The 15,312-nt window shown below is 58.1% G+C and carries 16 protein-coding genes; 5 read left to right on the forward strand and 11 right to left on the reverse strand.

Annotation, left to right across the window (positions count from 1 at the left end):
- On the reverse strand, positions 1–2,157 hold a 2,157-nt coding region (locus DK261_RS07065; RefSeq protein WP_110175490.1), incomplete at its 3' end, for an OsmC domain/YcaO domain-containing protein.
- Positions 2,158–2,522: 365 nt separating this feature from the next.
- Between DK261_RS07065 and DK261_RS07070 the strand changes: the two genes are divergently transcribed.
- Both DK261_RS07070 and DK261_RS07075 read left to right on the forward strand, forming a co-directional pair.
- Complete coding sequence (locus DK261_RS07070; protein WP_009048299.1) at positions 2,523–3,143, forward strand: TetR/AcrR family transcriptional regulator; 621 nt, start codon at positions 2,523–2,525, stop codon at positions 3,141–3,143.
- Positions 3,144–3,340: 197 nt separating this feature from the next.
- Entirely contained in the window at positions 3,341–4,612 is a 1,272-nt protein-coding gene (locus DK261_RS07075) for an OmpP1/FadL family transporter (protein WP_041986883.1), read from the forward strand.
- Between the two features lie 132 nt (positions 4,613–4,744).
- On the opposite strand, the gene DK261_RS07080 is transcribed toward DK261_RS07075, so the two are convergent.
- Positions 4,745–6,205, reverse strand: coding sequence for an efflux transporter outer membrane subunit (locus DK261_RS07080; protein ID WP_110175458.1), 1,461 nt, complete (start codon positions 6,203–6,205; stop codon positions 4,745–4,747).
- Between the two features lie 218 nt (positions 6,206–6,423).
- Between DK261_RS07080 and DK261_RS07085 the strand changes: the two genes are divergently transcribed.
- Together DK261_RS07085 and DK261_RS07090 are read left to right on the forward strand one after the other, a co-directional pair.
- Positions 6,424–7,533, forward strand: a complete 1,110-nt coding sequence (locus DK261_RS07085; protein ID WP_029526460.1) for an efflux RND transporter periplasmic adaptor subunit — start codon at positions 6,424–6,426, stop codon at positions 7,531–7,533.
- Positions 7,530–10,619, forward strand: a complete 3,090-nt coding sequence (locus tag DK261_RS07090) for an efflux RND transporter permease subunit (RefSeq protein WP_110175459.1) — start codon at positions 7,530–7,532, stop codon at positions 10,617–10,619. Before DK261_RS07085 ends, DK261_RS07090 begins: the two co-directional genes overlap by 4 nt.
- Before the next feature lie 107 nt (positions 10,620–10,726).
- Here DK261_RS07090 and DK261_RS07095 read toward each other — a convergent pair whose 3' ends face one another.
- The 9 genes from DK261_RS07095 to DK261_RS07135 form a co-directional block, all read right to left on the reverse strand.
- A complete protein-coding gene (locus DK261_RS07095; protein ID WP_110175460.1) occupies positions 10,727–11,347 on the reverse strand; it encodes a hypothetical protein in 621 nt (206 codons plus the stop codon).
- Between the two features lie 57 nt (positions 11,348–11,404).
- Positions 11,405–11,683 carry a bacteriocin immunity protein gene (locus tag DK261_RS07100; protein ID WP_223815569.1) on the reverse strand — a complete coding sequence of 93 codons (279 nt, stop codon included), beginning with the start codon at positions 11,681–11,683 and terminating at the stop codon, positions 11,405–11,407.
- Between the two features lie 12 nt (positions 11,684–11,695).
- Entirely contained in the window at positions 11,696–11,956 is a 261-nt protein-coding gene (locus tag DK261_RS07105) for a bacteriocin immunity protein (RefSeq protein WP_110175461.1), read from the reverse strand.
- 4 nt (positions 11,957–11,960) lie between these two features.
- Complete coding sequence (locus DK261_RS07110) at positions 11,961–12,224, reverse strand: bacteriocin immunity protein (protein ID WP_110175462.1); 264 nt, start codon at positions 12,222–12,224, stop codon at positions 11,961–11,963.
- Between the two features lies 1 nt (position 12,225).
- Positions 12,226–12,489, reverse strand: coding sequence for a bacteriocin immunity protein (locus DK261_RS07115; RefSeq protein ID WP_110175463.1), 264 nt, complete (start codon positions 12,487–12,489; stop codon positions 12,226–12,228).
- A gap of 5 nt (positions 12,490–12,494) precedes the next feature.
- Positions 12,495–12,770, reverse strand: a complete 276-nt coding sequence (locus tag DK261_RS07120) for a bacteriocin immunity protein (RefSeq protein WP_110175492.1) — start codon at positions 12,768–12,770, stop codon at positions 12,495–12,497.
- 14 nt (positions 12,771–12,784) lie between these two features.
- Positions 12,785–13,045: a bacteriocin immunity protein gene (locus tag DK261_RS07125; RefSeq protein ID WP_110175464.1), complete on the reverse strand. Its 261-nt coding sequence runs from the start codon at positions 13,043–13,045 to the stop codon at positions 12,785–12,787.
- A 93-nt stretch (positions 13,046–13,138) separates the two neighbouring features.
- Positions 13,139–13,477 carry a DUF6572 domain-containing protein gene (locus tag DK261_RS07130; RefSeq protein WP_081362038.1) on the reverse strand — a complete coding sequence of 113 codons (339 nt, stop codon included), beginning with the start codon at positions 13,475–13,477 and terminating at the stop codon, positions 13,139–13,141.
- Between the two features lie 11 nt (positions 13,478–13,488).
- Positions 13,489–14,754 (reverse strand): S-type pyocin domain-containing protein, encoded by a 1,266-nt coding sequence (locus tag DK261_RS07135; RefSeq protein ID WP_110175465.1) that lies wholly within the window; start codon positions 14,752–14,754, stop codon positions 13,489–13,491.
- Between the two features lie 209 nt (positions 14,755–14,963).
- On the opposite strand from DK261_RS07135, the gene DK261_RS07140 reads away from it, so the two are divergent.
- Positions 14,964–15,312: MFS transporter (locus DK261_RS07140; RefSeq protein WP_146218517.1), on the forward strand; the 349-nt coding region annotated here is incomplete at its 3' end.

Consider the following 15,312-nt stretch of genomic DNA (forward strand, 5'->3'; position numbering starts at 1 on the left):
CAGGCGCAGGTGACGGTCGATCCCTTCCAGCTTCATGCTGGTCGGCGTCAGGCCATAGAAGCGCACGCTGCCATTCACCGAGCCAATCACCGCATCCATCCGCTCGTTGCCGAACATGCGACGGAAATTGACTTCGTAATCCGCCAGGTCCAGATCTTCGTCGAGTTCCATCTCCAGCACCGCATTCATCGCCTGGTAAAACAGGCCGCGCTCGGCGGTGTTGTCGTTGTACTGCAGGAACATCTCCACGCACTCCTTGGCTTCTTCATATTGCTGCAAGGCCAGGAAGATCAGCAGCTTCAACTCCAGGATGGTCAGTTGGCCCCAGGCGGTGTTGTCGTCGAACTCGATGCCGATCAGGGTGGTGATATCGGTGTAGTCGTCCAGCTCGCTTTCTATCAGACGCTCGAGCAACGCCTGCAACTCATCCTCGTCGAGGCTGTGCAGGTTGAGGATGTCGGAGCGGAAGAACAGCGCCTTGTTGGTGTTGTCCCAGATCAGGTCTTCCACCGGGTAGATTTCCGAGTAGTCCGGCACCAGGATGCGGCAGGCGGTTGCGCCGAGGTGCTCGTACACGGCCATGTAGGACTCTTTGCCCATGCCTTCGAGAATGCCGAACAAGGTCGCGGCTTCCTGGGCGTTAGACCCTTCTTTTTCACTGGAGCCGCCCTGGCCGGAGAAGTCCCACTCGACGAATTCATAATCCGACTGGGCGCTGAAGAAGCGCCACGACACCACGCCGCTGGAGTCGATGAAGTGCTCGACGAAGTTGTTCGGCTCGGTGACCGCCTGGCCTTCGAACGTCGGCGGCGGCAAATCGTTCAAGCCCTCGAAGCTGCGGCCTTGCAGCAGTTCGGTGAGGCTGCGCTCCAGCGCCACTTCCAGGCTGGGGTGAGCACCGAACGAGGCAAACACGCCACCGGTACGCGGGTTCATCAGGGTCACGCACATCACCGGGAACTCACCGCCCAGCGACGCATCCTTGACCAGTACCGGAAAGCCCTGGGCTTCCAGACCCTGGATGCCGGCGAGAATCCCCGGGTATTTGGCCAAGACTTCTGCCGGTACATCCGGCAGGGCGAATTCGCCTTCGATGATTTCGCGTTTGACGGCGCGCTCGAAGATCTCCGACAGGCACTGCACCTGGGCTTCGGCCAGGGTGTTGCCGGCGCTCATGCCGTTGCTGAGGTAGAGGTTTTCGATCAGGTTGGACGGGAAGTACACCACTTCGCCGTCCGACTGGCGCACGAACGGCAGCGAAACAATGCCGCGCTCTTCATTGCCGGAATTGGTGTCGAACAGGTGCGAGCCGCGCAGCTCGCCATCGCGGTTGTAGATTTTCAGGCAGTAGGGATCGAGGATTTCGCTGGGCAGCTCATCCTTGGGGCCCGGCTTGAACCAGCGCTCGTCCGGGTAATGCACGAAGGGCGCGTTGGCGATTTCCTCGCCCCAGAACTGATCGTTGTAGAAGAAGTTGCAGTTCAGGCGCTCGATGAACTCACCCAGCGCCGAGGCCAGCGCGCTTTCCTTGGTCGCGCCCTTGCCATTGGTGAAGCACATCGGCGACTGCGCATCGCGGATATGCAGTGACCAGACGTTGGGCACGATATTGCGCCACGAAGCGATCTCGATCTTCATGCCCAGGCCGGCCAGGATGCCGGACATGTTGGCGATGGTCTGTTCCAGCGGCAGGTCCTTGCCGGCGATATAGGTGCTGTGCGAACCCGCGCTCGGCATCAGCAAGGCCTGGGCATCGGCGTCGAGGTTTTCCACCTCTTCAATCACAAACTCAGGCCCGGCCTGTACCACTTTCTTGACGGTGCAACGGTCGATGGAGCGCAGGATGCCCTGGCGGTCCTTGTCGGAGATATCCGCCGGCAACTCGACCTGGATCTTGAAGATCTGGTTGTAGCGGTTTTCCGGATCGACAATGTTGTTCTGCGACAGGCGAATGTTATCGGTGGGGATATTGCGGGTGTCGCAGTACAACTTCACGAAGTACGCCGCGCACAACGCCGATGACGCCAGGAAATAGTCGAACGGCCCCGGTGCCGAGCCATCGCCCTTGTAGCGGATGGGCTGGTCGGCCACCACCGTGAAGTCATCGAACTTGGCTTCAAGTCGGAGGTTGTCGAGAAAGTTGACCTTGATTTCCATGGGGAACACCGAATAACGAGCAAAACGAAATGGCGGCCATTATCCGGTTTTTCAGCACGAAGTCTTGCGCTTTTCGGCAAGCGGGCCAGGTCGTTGGGGTGCGTGAGGTGGCAGGGCGTTGGCTTGCGCGGGGGAGGAGGTCGCGGCCTTGGGTGTGGGGATCGATCATCGAATGCGCTTTCAGGTGCCGCGCCTTCCTCGGGCCAGCGGATTTGCTATGTGGATTGCCCCGACCTCAGCCTGTTCGTCTGTTCGCTGGTGTTTTCTCAGTCGCCCTGGAGAGGCATTCGGAACGGTCGATTTGTGACTATATATCTTATCGGTCACAAGTTGTCAGTCCGCCATAGGGTGAGTAAGCTGTTCCCATGAATCAGCCATCGATATCTTCGCCCAGCGCCCGCGGCCCAGCCGATCACGACATTCGAAACCAGATTGTCGCGGCGGCCAACGAACACTTCAGCCAGTACGGCTATGGCAAAACCACGGTCTCCGACCTGGCTAAAGCCATCGGCTTTTCCAAGGCCTATATCTACAAGTTTTTTGATTCCAAGCAGGCGATCGGTGAAGCCATCTGTACAAATTGTCTGGCAGAAATCGTTGCGGCTGTCGAGCAGGCCATCAATGTCGAGACCCTTTCGCCAACGGAGCGCTTTCGACGCTTGGTCAAAACGGTGATCGCCACAGGTGTGAATCTGTTCTTCAATGACCGGAAACTCTATGACATCGCCGCGTTTTCTGTGTCGGAGCGTTGGCCCAGCTCGCAAATTTATGACGCCCAGATCAAGCAATTCATTTTGCAAATTGTGCGTGAAGGGCGAGAGGTTGGTGAGTTCGAACGCAAGACTCCCCTGGACGAGACAGTAGAGGCGATACATCTTGCTCTGCGGCCATTCGTCAATCCGCTACTGCTGCAGTACAACCTCGATTTCGTCGAAGAGGCGCCCACGCTCACTTCCAACCTCATCTTGCGTAGCCTCATGCCTTGACCTTCGGCTAACGGTCGCACGCCTACCAGGCTAAGCGACATATCACTCCATCAGCTTTTCACTTTGCCCTTCCTCCCACCGTCGAAGGGCATTTATTTATCCGTAATGTGACTGTTGACTGAAATGGTCACATGAATAAATATGGGCGTCCGTTGTTTCTACCCTTTCATCTCGGCGATAACCATAGAGTTCTAATAATGAAAAAAATATTGCTCAAGAGCCCACTTGGCCTCGCTGTTGTGCTCGCATCTTCCAATGTGTTTGCGAGCGGTTTCGCTCTCAATGAACAGAGCGTCAGTGGGATGGGCTCTGGATTTGCCGGTCGCTCCTCCTCTGCTGAAGATGCGAGCACGGTCTTCGGCAATCCGGCGGGCATGTCTCGTCTGAAAAGAGAACAAGCCAGCGTAGGGGCGGCGACTCTTTTTGCGAAGTCCGACATAAGCCAGACCCGCAGTACATTCGGAGGCCAGGAAGACGGCGACATGGTGCCTGCGACTACGGTACCCATGGGGTACTACGTCAAACCCATTGATGAGCATTGGGCATTCGGTGTTGGGTTTTATGTGCCTTTTGGCCTGATCACCGATTATGGCAGCGGCTTTGCGGGGCGTTACTACGCCAACAAAAGCGAGGTCACGACCCTTACGTTCCAGCCCACCATCAGCTATGCCTTTAACGACACAGTTTCGATCGGGTTCGGCCCCACCATCAACCGTATCAGCGGCGAGTTGTCCGGGATGGTGCTCAATCCGCTCAGCCCTGGTCGCAACGACGGAAAACTCAAAAGCACGGGCGACGACACGGCCCTTGGTTTCAACGCCGGCATTCTGGTGCAGGCTACAGATCGAACTCGCCTCGGCTTGACCTACCACTCCAAGGTTAGTTACCACCTGGATGCCAAGACCAAGGTCACCGACGGCATCTTTAGCGTGCTGGGGGTCAGTGGCCGAAGCTATGACGCTTCGCTGGACGTGAATACGCCGGAGTCAGTGGATTTCTCGGTGACTCATCAGCTCAATAATGACTGGACCCTGTATCTGGGGAGCACTTGGACCCGCTGGAGTCGCTTCAAGGAACTGACCATCGAGAACACGGGGTTGCCCCCTTTGTTGAGCGGCTCGCTGGGCACTGTTACCGAAGAACAGAACTGGCGTGATACGTGGGCTCACGCTATCGGTACGTCGTACCAACTGAACAACCATTGGGTTCTTCGGGCAGGCTTGTCAGTCGACCAGTCGCCCGCCAACAACACCAATCGTGGACCACGCATTCCAACGGGCGACCGAACGGTTATCAGCTTCGGTGCAGGCTGGACCCCGGTGGACAATGTCACGATCGACGTTGCTTATTCCTATCTGTGGGAAGAGAGCGTGCGGGTCAACGATACTTCCGCGACCCGGGGCGCATACAGTTCCAAGTATAAGAACAGCGCGAGCGGGCTCGGCACTTCCGTCAGCTATCGTTTCTGATAGACAGAGCGCCGTTCTACGATAATTGTCCGGCCGGGAGCGTACGTTACGCCCCGGCCTTTTAAAGCACATCCCTGGCATTTCCCCTTGGAGGGAAGCGGTTTCGTCGGAGCGCCACGTCGCCTGGTCAAGTCATCGAGTCGCTACGGACCGGGTCTCAGGAGGTTGCCAGCCACCACCGAGCGCCTTGAATGCCGCGACCGTCGCCCGTGCCGATTCCGTCCGCGCCTGCGCTCGGGCATCGGAAGCCTGCAGCATCGTTTCGTCGGCGTGCAGAACATCAATCAGGCTGGCCGTGCCTTTTTCGTAGGCAATGAACGACGATTGGCGAGCCTGTGCCAGAGATGCCTCGCCTTCAGTCAGGGTGGCTGCCTGAGCGTCCCGATTCACCAGGGCGGAGAAGGCATTCTCGACATCCTCGGTGGCGCGTAATACCGACTGACGGTAAGCGGCCAGGGCTTCGGCTTCTTGTCCCTTGGCTTGATCGATTTGAGCGTTTATGCGGCCAAAGTCGAAAAGTCTCCAGCGCAGCCCCAGTACGCCCGCCGACTGATTGGCGCCGCCGGTGAAAAGGTTGCCCCCGGATACAGCCGTGGCGCTACCGAGCAAGGCGCTGAGGGAGAATTTCGGGTAGTACTCGGCAATCGCCACCCCGATGCGTGCATTGGAGGCTGCAAGGCGGCGCTCGGCCACGATGAGATCCGGCCTGCGGCGCAGCAGATCGGCCGGCGTTCCCGTGGCCTTTATCTGCGGCGCAAGAGGAATACTCCCTGCATTTGCCAGTTGCGTGCGATGGGTGCCCGGCGGTGTACCGAGCATTACATCCAGTGCATTCATGGCAGCATCCAGGCCGGTCTGCAGGACCGGCACTGTCGCTTGGACCTGCGATAGCGCTCCCTCAGTCTGGTGAACCTGATAGTGGGCAGCGAGGCCCTTGCCGTAGAGCAAGCGGACTTTCTCCAGCAGTCCCTGCTGGGTTTTGACTTGTCGGTTGGCAATGTCCAGCCGCGCCTGCAATCCGCGGATGCTGATGTAGATATCGGCGGTTTGCGCAGCGATGGCCAGTCGTGTGGCAGCGGCGCCCGCCTCGGAGGCCTGGTACTCGGCGAGTGCGGCTTCGCGTCCGCGTCGCAGGCCGCCAAAGACATCAACCTCCCAGCCAGCACTGAGGTTAACCTCGTAGGCGCTTCCGTACCGATCATAGCCAGGCGTCGAGTTCAGCACCTGGCCGAGTGGGGTCTCGATGGATTGGTAGGAGCGCGCGGCCTGGCCACTGATGTTCCCCGAGGGCAGCAAGGCGGCATTTGCGGCAGCCAATCCCGCCCGTGCCTGCGTAACGCGCGCCGATGCCTGCGCCAGATCCAGGTTCTGTTCAAGAGCCTTGGAGACGAAGTCGGTTAGCACCGGATCACCAAAACCTTCCCACCAGGCCACGAGACTGGCCGGCGTCGCTACAGGCCTCAGCTCGACAGCGGACTGACCCAGGTAACGATCCGAAAGAGGCGCGTCAGGACGTTGATAGTCCGGACCGACCGCGCAGCCTGCCATCAAGCTGGCGCTCACCAAAAGAGCAAGGGGGCGAAGGGGAGGCATTGAGGTTCCTTCAATCGAGGATATTTGTGACCATATTACGTTATGGTCACAAGCTGTCAATCAATAACATTGACCAGTATTTCAAAAAACACTCAATGAATACGGAGTTTTTCGCGTAATTGCTGGCAGTCTCAATGGATGTTCATTTGTGACCATTGACAGATATGGTCACTGTACTGAGAATGTGAGCCATGTCCTATTGTTCAGTAAGGGAACCTATGCGCCGGCCTCGACCTGTCCCCATTGCCGCTTGCTTGTTGCCTCTAGTCCTGGCGGCGTGTGGCGACTCATCCACCGTTGAAGATCCACGCACCCATGCCCCTCTGGTGAGGGCTTCTGCGGTTCAGGGGGCGTCCGACGTTTCACGCTCCTTCACTGGCGTCGTGGCTGCCCGCGTCCAGGGCGACCTGGGCTTTCGGGTATCAGGCAAGATACTTGAGCGCTTGGTTGATACGGGTCAGACCGTCAAGCGAGGTCAGCCGCTCATGCGTCTCGACCCCATCGACCTGGGGTTGCAGGCGCGAGCACAGCAAGAGTCGGTCATGGCCGCTCGGGCCCGAGCCAGGCAGACAGCCGATGATGAGGCCCGATATCGCGACCTGGTCGGCGCAGGTGCTATTTCTGCATCGGCGTACGATCAGGTCAAAGCCGCGGCTGATAGCGCAAAGGCGCAGCTCAGCGCTGCTCAAGCGCAGGCTGACGTGGCTCGCAATGCTTCCGGTTATGCGGTGCTGTTTGCCGATTCCGACGGCGTTGTGGTGGAGACGCTCGCCGAGCCCGGGCAAGTCGTCAGCCCAGGGCAGCCTGTGGTGCGACTGGCGCGGGCCGGGCAGCGCGAAGCCATCGTGCACCTGCCCGAGACGCTACGCCCGGCAGCAGGATCCACTGCGCAGGCGACGCTTTACGGCAACACCGCGGGTGCTGTTACAGCGAGGCTGAGGCTGCTGTCTGACTCGGCCGACCGTATGACGCGCACCTTTGAGGCGCGGTATGTGCTTGAGGGCGCGTTGGCCAATGCGCCGTTAGGTTCGACCGTCACGCTTCGGATCGCCGAAGACGCCGCCAATGGACAGGTGCTGCAAGTGCCGATCGCTGCTGTTTATGACCCGGGCAAAGGCACTGGCGTGTGGGTCATTGCTGGCGAACCAGCGAAGGTGACCTGGCGACCTGTCCGAGTCCTGGGCTTGAGCGACGACGCAGCGCGAGTTGCAGGCGATCTCAAGGCCGGCGAGCAGATTGTCGCCTTAGGTGCACATCTGCTGCGCGATGGTGAGGAGGTGAGACTGGCTCAACAGGGTGACGTCAAGGTTGCCGGGAGCCATCCATGAGCCAGGGGCGCTTCAATCTTTCGGCGATCGCTGTTCGCGAGCGCTCGATCACGGTATTCCTGATCTTCCTGATCGCTGTGGCAGGGATCCTGTCGTTTTTCCAGCTGGGGCGTGCGGAAGACCCGCCGTTTACGGTCAAGCAACTGACGGTCATTACCGCGTGGCCGGGCGCCACGGCGCAGGAGATGCAGGACCAGGTTGCAGAGCCACTTGAAAAACGCCTGCAAGAACTGAAATGGTACGACCGCACGGAAACCTACACCCGTCCGGGTCTCGCCTTCACCTTGGTGACACTGCTCGATCGCACACCGCCTTCCCAGGTGCAGGAGGAGTTCTATCAGGCGCGTAAAAAACTCGACGATGAGGCCATCAAGCTACCGGCGGGGGTGATTGGCCCGATGGTCAACGACGAGTTTGCAGATGTGACATTTGCGCTGTTCGCCTTGAAAGCCAAAGGCGAGCCGCAGCGACTGTTGGTGCGTGATGCGGAATCGTTGCGCCAGCGCCTGTTGCACGTGCCGGGCGTGAAGAAGGTCAACATCATTGGTGAGCAGGCCGAACGCATCTTTGTTTCCTTCTCCCATGATCGGTTGGCCACGCTGGGCGTATCCCCCCAGGATATTTTTGCCGCGCTGAACAATCAGAACGTGCTCACGCCTGCCGGCTCAATTGAAACCGATGGGCCGCAAGTCTTCCTCCGTCTCGACGGTGCCTTCGATAAGGTGCAGAAAATTCGTGACACACCTCTTGCGGTCCAAGGTCGAACACTGAAGCTCTCGGACGTGGCGACGGTCGAGCGGGGTTATGAAGATCCGGCAACCTTCCTCGTGCGTAACAACGGTGAGGAGGCCCTGTTACTGGGCGTGGTGATGCGTGAGGGCTGGAACGGTCTGGACCTGGGCAAGGCATTGGACGCGGAGACGACGAAGATCAATGACGGCATGCCGCTGGGCATGACGCTCACCAAGGTCACCGATCAGTCTGTGAATATCAGTTCGGCCGTCGACGAGTTCATGGTCAAGTTCTTCGTCGCCCTGCTGGTGGTCATGCTTGTCTGCTTTCTCAGCATGGGCTGGCATGTAGGTATTGTGGTGGCGGCGGCTGTGCCGCTGACGCTGGCCGTGGTGTTTGTGGTGATGGCGGCCACTGGAAAGAACTTTGACCGCATTACCCTCGGGTCGCTGATTCTGGCGCTCGGACTGCTGGTGGACGACGCCATCATTGCTATCGAGATGATGGTGGTGAAAATGGAGGAGGGCTACGACCGCATCAAGGCTTCCGCCTATGCCTGGAGTCATACGGCCGCACCGATGCTTTCCGGTACGCTGGTGACCGCTATCGGCTTTTTGCCCAATGGCTTCGCCCAGTCGACAGCCGGCGAGTACACCAGCAACATGTTCTGGATCGTGGGCATTGCCCTGATTGCATCATGGGTAGTGGCGGTGGCCTTCACCCCCTATCTGGGTGTGAAGCTGTTGCCGAAGATCAAGACGGTCGAAGGGGGGCACGCGGCCATCTACAACACCCCTGGCTACAACCGCTTCCGCCGGATCTTGACGCGCGTCATCGCCCGTAAATGGCTGGTGGCCGGTACCGTTATCGCTACGTTTGTCGTGGCGATTCTCGGCATGAGCCTGGTCAAGAAGCAGTTCTTCCCCACCTCGGACCGTCCAGAAGTGTTGGTCGAAGTGCAAATGCCCTATGGAACCTCCATCGAGCAGACCAGCGCCACCACCGCCAAGATCGAGGCCTGGCTGCAAAAGCAGGCTGAAGCCAAAATCGTCACGGCCTATATCGGGCAAGGCGCGCCGCGCTTCTACCTGGCGATGGCGCCGGAGCTCCCGGATCCATCATTCGCCAAGGTTGTGGTGCTGACGGATAGTCAGGAGGCACGTGAGGCCCTCAAGTTCCGTATGCGTGAGGCCATTGCTCAAGGGCTTGCACCAGAAGCGCGTGTCAGGGTTACGCAACTGGTGTTTGGTCCGTATTCACCCTTTCCTGTCGCCTATCGGGTGATGGGGCCTGACCCATCAACATTGCGCGAGATCGCCGACCAGGTACAGAACGTGATGCAGGCGAGTCCCCTGATGAGAACCGTCAACACTGACTGGGGCCCGCTAACGCCGACGCTGCATTTCACCCTGGATCAGGACCGCTTGCAGGCGGTGGGGCTGACGTCCAGCGCTGTCGCGCAGCAGCTGCAGTTCCTGATCGCGGGAGTACCGATCACCGCAGTTCGTGAGGACATTCGTTCGGTGCAGGTGATCGGGCGTGCTGCGGGTGATATCCGGCTCGACCCTGCAAAAATAGAAGGCTTTACGCTCGTGGGCACGGCGGGCCAGCGGATTCCGTTGTCCCAGGTAGGGGAAGTCGGCGTGCGTATGGAGGATCCGATCCTTCGGCGTCGTGACCGCACCCCGACCATTACCGTGCGCGGCGACATTGCCGAAGGCTTGCAGCCACCGGATGTCTCGAGCGTGATCATGAAGGCGCTGCAGCCGGTCATCGACAAGCTGCCTGATGGGTATCGTATCGAGCAGTCGGGGGCCATTGAGGAGTCGGGCAAGGCCGGCCAGGCGATATTGCCGCTGCTCCCGATCATGATTGCCATCACGCTGCTGATCATCATCCTGCAGGTACGCTCGACCTCGGCGATGATCATGGTGTTTCTCACCGCGCCGCTGGGATTGATTGGCGTGGTCCCGACATTGCTCATCTTCCAGCAACCGTTTGGTATCAACGCCCTGGTCGGCCTGATCGCACTTTCGGGCATCCTGATGCGTAATACGCTGATTCTGATTGGGCAAATCCACCACAACGCACAAGAAGGACTGGATCCGTTCCATGCCGTGATCGAAGCCACAGTACAGCGTGCTCGCCCGGTGCTGCTGACAGCGCTGGCGGCCATCCTGGCGTTCATCCCCCTGACACACTCCGTCTTCTGGGGGACCCTGGCTTACACCTTGATCGGAGGCACGTTCGTCGGAACCATCATGACGCTGGTGTTCCTGCCGGCGATGTACTCCATCTGGTTCAAGATCAGTCATGCCAGTCAAAGGCAAACTGAAACAGCAGAACTGGCGTAAGCACGCGAACTTACCAAAAGAGAGGACGCCACCCCGTCCTCTCGTCGTTCACCCGACTACAAAGCTGGTAATTCACGCGTTCTCAATACCCGGTCTGCAAGCTTCTCTCACTCATCGCCTATTAACGCCAGGCTGGCAGCCCACTCTTGCGTGGCAGTGTAGCGGGCGTAATAAGCCCGCTTCTCTGCCTCGCTCAAGCCGGTAAAGAACGGCAGGAAGTACTGGTCGTTGTAGTAGCCCTGGGCACCTTGCAACTGCGTTCCCCACCATGCCGGGTTGTAGCCCTCGAAGGCTATCCAGGGCGGCGGAACGGCGAAACGCTGGTGCTGAATGGCCTCGAGGAAGTCAGTGCTGTTGGTTACCAGGCGCACCGTGACGGCGTTGAATTCCCGGCTGGATATAAAGCAAATCAGGCGCTGGTTGTTCTGGGCGTTTTCATACTGCCTGACGGGAAGCTCGTTGAAGCTTCGCTCGTGGACCAGGGTGAAGCTGGATTCGATAAGGGCTTGGAAAGAATCCCTATCGCTTCCATCGATCAGTAAGGTCCAGTAGTAAGCCGGTACGCCTGTGTCTTCCAAAGAAACTGCGCGCAGTGGAAGGGGCAGTGTGGGAGTGGTGTGTGGCAGAGGTTCGGTGAAAACCGCTTGGAGTTCTGACGGGGAATAGCCAGCAATTTGCTCTTTGGGGGCTCGGTCAAAAAGAGCTGCGATACGGCTGAAAAAATTCATATCGTCCTTGATTCAGCTTTGATGGGGTTAGTGGAATGGTTCTTCAAGGCCGTTGATTTAGGGTTCCTTGAAACCCGGAAAACCGTTGGCCTTGCGCCAGTCTTTGACGGTTTTCAAGATTCCCTTTGGCGAATCGCCTTCGCCATCCTCGGGATAATAAATCCAGTCGGATGCAGCGGGGTTGCCGGTCATTTCAATAAAGTGCTCTAACAACTGATCCTGATATTTCTCGGTGCCCACCGCATTGCATATTTCTTCGAGCAGTTTAAGAAAACTGCTTTCGCTGTACTCAGGTAGAGAGCCTGGGGGCCTGGTCATCTCAGTCGTAAATCTCATCATCAAACACCATCACGACTTGAATTCTGGCAAGCCATTAGCCCTGCGCCACTCTTCAACGGTCTTGGTTATGCCTTCGGGAGCGTCATCGGCCCCATCTTCTGGATAGAAGATAAGGTCAGTACCGTCTGGGTGCTCGGTGAGCTGTCTGAATTGCATCAGCAGTTCGCCAAGGTCCTTGTCGGAACCTGTTTCGTTGATGGCAAGTATTTTATGGATGAGGCTAACGAATTCGGTCTCGGTGTAGTCGGCAATAGATTTCCTAGTGGTCATCGCTTTATGGGGCCTTGAACCCTGGTAGGCCGTTTGCCTTGCGCCACTCTTTGACTGTTTTCAAGATTCCCTCTGGCGAGTCATCAGCATCGTCAGCAGGATAAAAAATCAGATCTGAGCCTTTGGGATGTTCTGAGATTTCCCGAAAGTGTCGGACTAGAACGGAATGATCTTCCTCGTTCTGACCGTTGACCTTGCAGATATCTGTCAAAAGCTGAAGGAACTCTTGTTCTGTGTAATGAGAAATACAGCTCCTTAAAGTTTTCACCTTAAGCTTCCTTAAACCCCGGCAGGTGGTTGGCCGAGCGCCACTCTTTCACAGTCTTGATAATGCCCTCGGCTGAGCTGGCGGCGCCGTTCTCAGGGTAATAGATCAGGTCGGAGCCGGCAGGGTGCTCGGTGATTCGCTCGAACTCATTGAGTAACGGGTCGAGGATTTCATCAGGCGCTCCTTTGTTTGCAGAGAATAGCTTCTGCATGAAGTCTATGAATTCAGCTTCGGTGTATTCATCCAGACGACTTTTGACGGTCATTGCTTTTATGGCTCCTTGAACCCAGGCAAGCCGTTTGCCTTGCGCCACTCTTTGACGATTCGGGTAACGTCCTCGGGTGAGCTGCTTGAGCCGTTTTCGGGGTAGTAAATCAAATCGGAGCCTGCTGGGTGCTGGCTGACTTTTTCAAAGTGCAATAGAAGCGCATCAGCACGAACATCTGTTTCGGCTTCCATATCTTCCTTGCGAAGCTCCTCTAACAGTTTGACGAATTCGGCTTCGGTGTAGCCCGAGAGGTTATTTTTCATCAGTGTGCTTGTCATGGCTGGCCTGCTCATCACCTCGTTTTGAATCCTGGCAAGCCATTAGCCCTGCGCCAGTCTTTAACGGTGTTGGTTATACCTTCTGGGGTGCATTGCGCTTCATCCTCCGGCCAGTAGATCAGGTAGGAGCCGTCTGGATGCTCGGTAAGCCTTCTGAACTCGTCCAGAAGGTCATCCAGAACTTCATCGGGAGTACCGTTTCCATTTGCGGTGAATATTTCCTGCATGAAGCGAATGAACTCAGCTTCTGTGTAGTCGGGAATGCTTTTCCCCATGAGGGTTACCGGCGTTTGTCTATGTGGTGTTTTAAGGGGGGATTTTTAAGTCATCTATTTCATGAGCCGCGCCGCCTTACTGGCTCTGAGTGGTCACGCTTCTTTGAGTACAAACTCGAGGCCAATACCCACTTCTTTCAATACCTGCGTAGCGCGGTCTACAAAGCGCTCGCCTTGCTCAGGCAACTCATACAGGCCGGTGATGCGGATGATGGGAGATTTGCCTTTAGCTGCCGGGTAGCTCTCCAGGATTTCACCGCTTTCGATGAAGGCGATGTAAGTGTTGATTTTTTCTTGAAGCAACAGCAGGTGCTCACCTTGTTCAGCCTTGTTGCCCCATTCCAGGTGATCGGTAATGACCAGCACCACCTTGTTTGGCTCCCAATCGGGTACGGCACAAATATCGATGACTCGGGTATCCAGGATGGACATGGTTTTTCCTTCTAAGGGGCGGTATCAGGTCTGATGATTTCGATTCTGGTCGGTGGGATCTCGGTTCCGCCGGGGAATCCGGGTTTTCCCTTACCAACGATAATGGCTCCCCCTTTTTCTATCTCCGGAAATCCACGTTTCTGATTTCGGGTCAGAGGGGCGGTTTCCGAAGATTTGCATTCAACGCATGAAATGTTTCCTTCAGCATCTCGCCCCATCATATCCAGGCGTGTACGGGTTCCGCTTTCTGTTTCTACCGTAATTTCGCGGGCGCTTTCTACTTTGGATTTGCTGTAGTCATTGTATGTAGTGTCTTCAAACGCCTTACCATTTTTCTTGTTCTTCTCCAGTTGAGCGCTCAGCACGATATAGAGCGGCTGAACCCCTGACCCCGGCGGGAACACCAGAATGAAGTCCTTGTATTCCGGCGGGTAGATCGGGTCGACGATGATGGTGTCCGCCTGTTCGGTGGGCGGAAAGATCCAGATGTGCGGCGCCTGGGGCGCGGCCTCCAGTGGGGGGATGCCGGAGGTGCTGGATGGGTCCACCGCTGGGGTCCAGATCAGGGTGACGCCGTCGCCGAAGTCGGCCACCTGTTGCTGGCCTTTGGCGACAAAGCGCACCACCGGGACCATTTCCCAGCCACGCTGCTTTTGCGTGTTGTAGCCGTAGCCCTTGAGCGTGCCGTCGGGCCGTTGTTCGATATGCAGGCGCACGCGGGTGCGACCTTCTTTCAGGGCGTCGAGTTGCTCGGGCGTGTACAAGGCGCTATCGCCCAGGCTCGACGGCCAGAGCATGGCCACCACGCCAGCCAGGGCACCCGCGACAACTCCGCCGGTTGCCGCGCCAGCCCCGGTGGGTGCCAATCCCTCGCCACCCAGTGCAAGGCTGCCCAGCGCGGCGGGAAGGGCGCCGCCGCTGATTTTCTTGAGCGGGATATTCCCCGTCGCGTCGGCTCCACGACCACCCAGCACGACAAGCTCGCCATAGTCCTTGATGGCGTCGGTGGGGATCACTCCGGATGGGCTGGGGTAGTCCATGACCCCATCGGGCAGCTTGCAGGATTTGGTAAAGGTGCAGCCGGCCATCGCCTGTTGCTTGCGGGGTGGGCTGGCGAGGCTGTCCGCATAGGCTTGTTGGCGGGCCAGCATCCGCTCATAGGCGTGTTGCCTGGCGTCTTGTTCCGCCAGTTCGCCGGGGGTCATGTCTCGGTAGGTGACGTGGTGCCCGTCGCCGGAAGGGGGATTTTTGATCGGGGGGAGTCTGTTGCGCGCCATCGAGCGTTCTGCCTGTCCATCCAGTGCGGTTTTCCAGCCGGAGGCGGGATGGCATCAACCCTATTGAGTCGGACGGGGCATTACTGTGGGAGGAATCTGAAAGGTTTGAAGGGCGAGTCTTTACTTTTGTGGGCTGGCGGCCCATCTATGCTGCCGCACCGGGTTCCTGCTTAAATGCCAGCGCCTATCCACTCAGCGCGCCTGACACCATGAATACCTTCAAGGACGAACTTGCTCTCACCGAGCCGCCAACCGACGCGGCCTCGATCCGTCGTCGGTCGTTGTTTGCCGGCTGTGGAGCCCATGCCATCCATGATGGCCTGACCGACCTGATCTATGTCTTGCTGCCCATCTGGCAAAGCCAGTTCGGCCTGAGCTTTGCCCAGGTCGGGCTGTTGCGTGGGGCCTATTCAGGGATGATGGCCGGCTTTCAGTTGTTGGCCAGTCGCGCGGCCAGGCGCTGGGGGCGCGAGCGTCTGCTGGTGGGCGGCACGGCGCTGGCGGGGATGGCCTATCTGCTGGCGGGGCAGGCCGGGGGCCTGACGGTATTGCTGTTGG

Source organism: Pseudomonas sp. RW409, from assembly GCF_003184125.1.
Taxonomy (GTDB): Bacteria; Pseudomonadota; Gammaproteobacteria; order Pseudomonadales; family Pseudomonadaceae; genus Aquipseudomonas; species Aquipseudomonas chlororaphis_I.

Excerpts from the sequence above, each read along its gene's own strand:
- DK261_RS07070 (WP_009048299.1), top strand. The coding sequence starts at position 2,523 with ATGAATCAGCCATCGATATCTTCGCCCAGCGCCCGCGGCCCAGCCGAT.
- DK261_RS07075 (WP_041986883.1), top strand. The coding sequence starts at position 3,341 with ATGAAAAAAATATTGCTCAAGAGCCCACTTGGCCTCGCTGTTGTGCTC.
- DK261_RS07080 (WP_110175458.1), bottom strand. The coding sequence starts at position 6,205 with ATGCCTCCCCTTCGCCCCCTTGCTCTTTTGGTGAGCGCCAGCTTGATG.
- DK261_RS07085 (WP_029526460.1), top strand. The coding sequence starts at position 6,424 with ATGCGCCGGCCTCGACCTGTCCCCATTGCCGCTTGCTTGTTGCCTCTA.
- DK261_RS07090 (WP_110175459.1), top strand. The coding sequence starts at position 7,530 with ATGAGCCAGGGGCGCTTCAATCTTTCGGCGATCGCTGTTCGCGAGCGC.
- DK261_RS07095 (WP_110175460.1), bottom strand. The coding sequence starts at position 11,347 with ATGAATTTTTTCAGCCGTATCGCAGCTCTTTTTGACCGAGCCCCCAAA.
- DK261_RS07100 (WP_223815569.1), bottom strand. The coding sequence starts at position 11,683 with ATGAGATTTACGACTGAGATGACCAGGCCCCCAGGCTCTCTACCTGAG.
- DK261_RS07105 (WP_110175461.1), bottom strand. The coding sequence starts at position 11,956 with ATGACCACTAGGAAATCTATTGCCGACTACACCGAGACCGAATTCGTT.
- DK261_RS07115 (WP_110175463.1), bottom strand. The coding sequence starts at position 12,489 with ATGACCGTCAAAAGTCGTCTGGATGAATACACCGAAGCTGAATTCATA.
- DK261_RS07120 (WP_110175492.1), bottom strand. The coding sequence starts at position 12,770 with ATGACAAGCACACTGATGAAAAATAACCTCTCGGGCTACACCGAAGCC.
- DK261_RS07125 (WP_110175464.1), bottom strand. The coding sequence starts at position 13,045 with ATGGGGAAAAGCATTCCCGACTACACAGAAGCTGAGTTCATTCGCTTC.
- DK261_RS07130 (WP_081362038.1), bottom strand. The coding sequence starts at position 13,477 with ATGTCCATCCTGGATACCCGAGTCATCGATATTTGTGCCGTACCCGAT.
- DK261_RS07135 (WP_110175465.1), bottom strand. The coding sequence starts at position 14,754 with ATGGCGCGCAACAGACTCCCCCCGATCAAAAATCCCCCTTCCGGCGAC.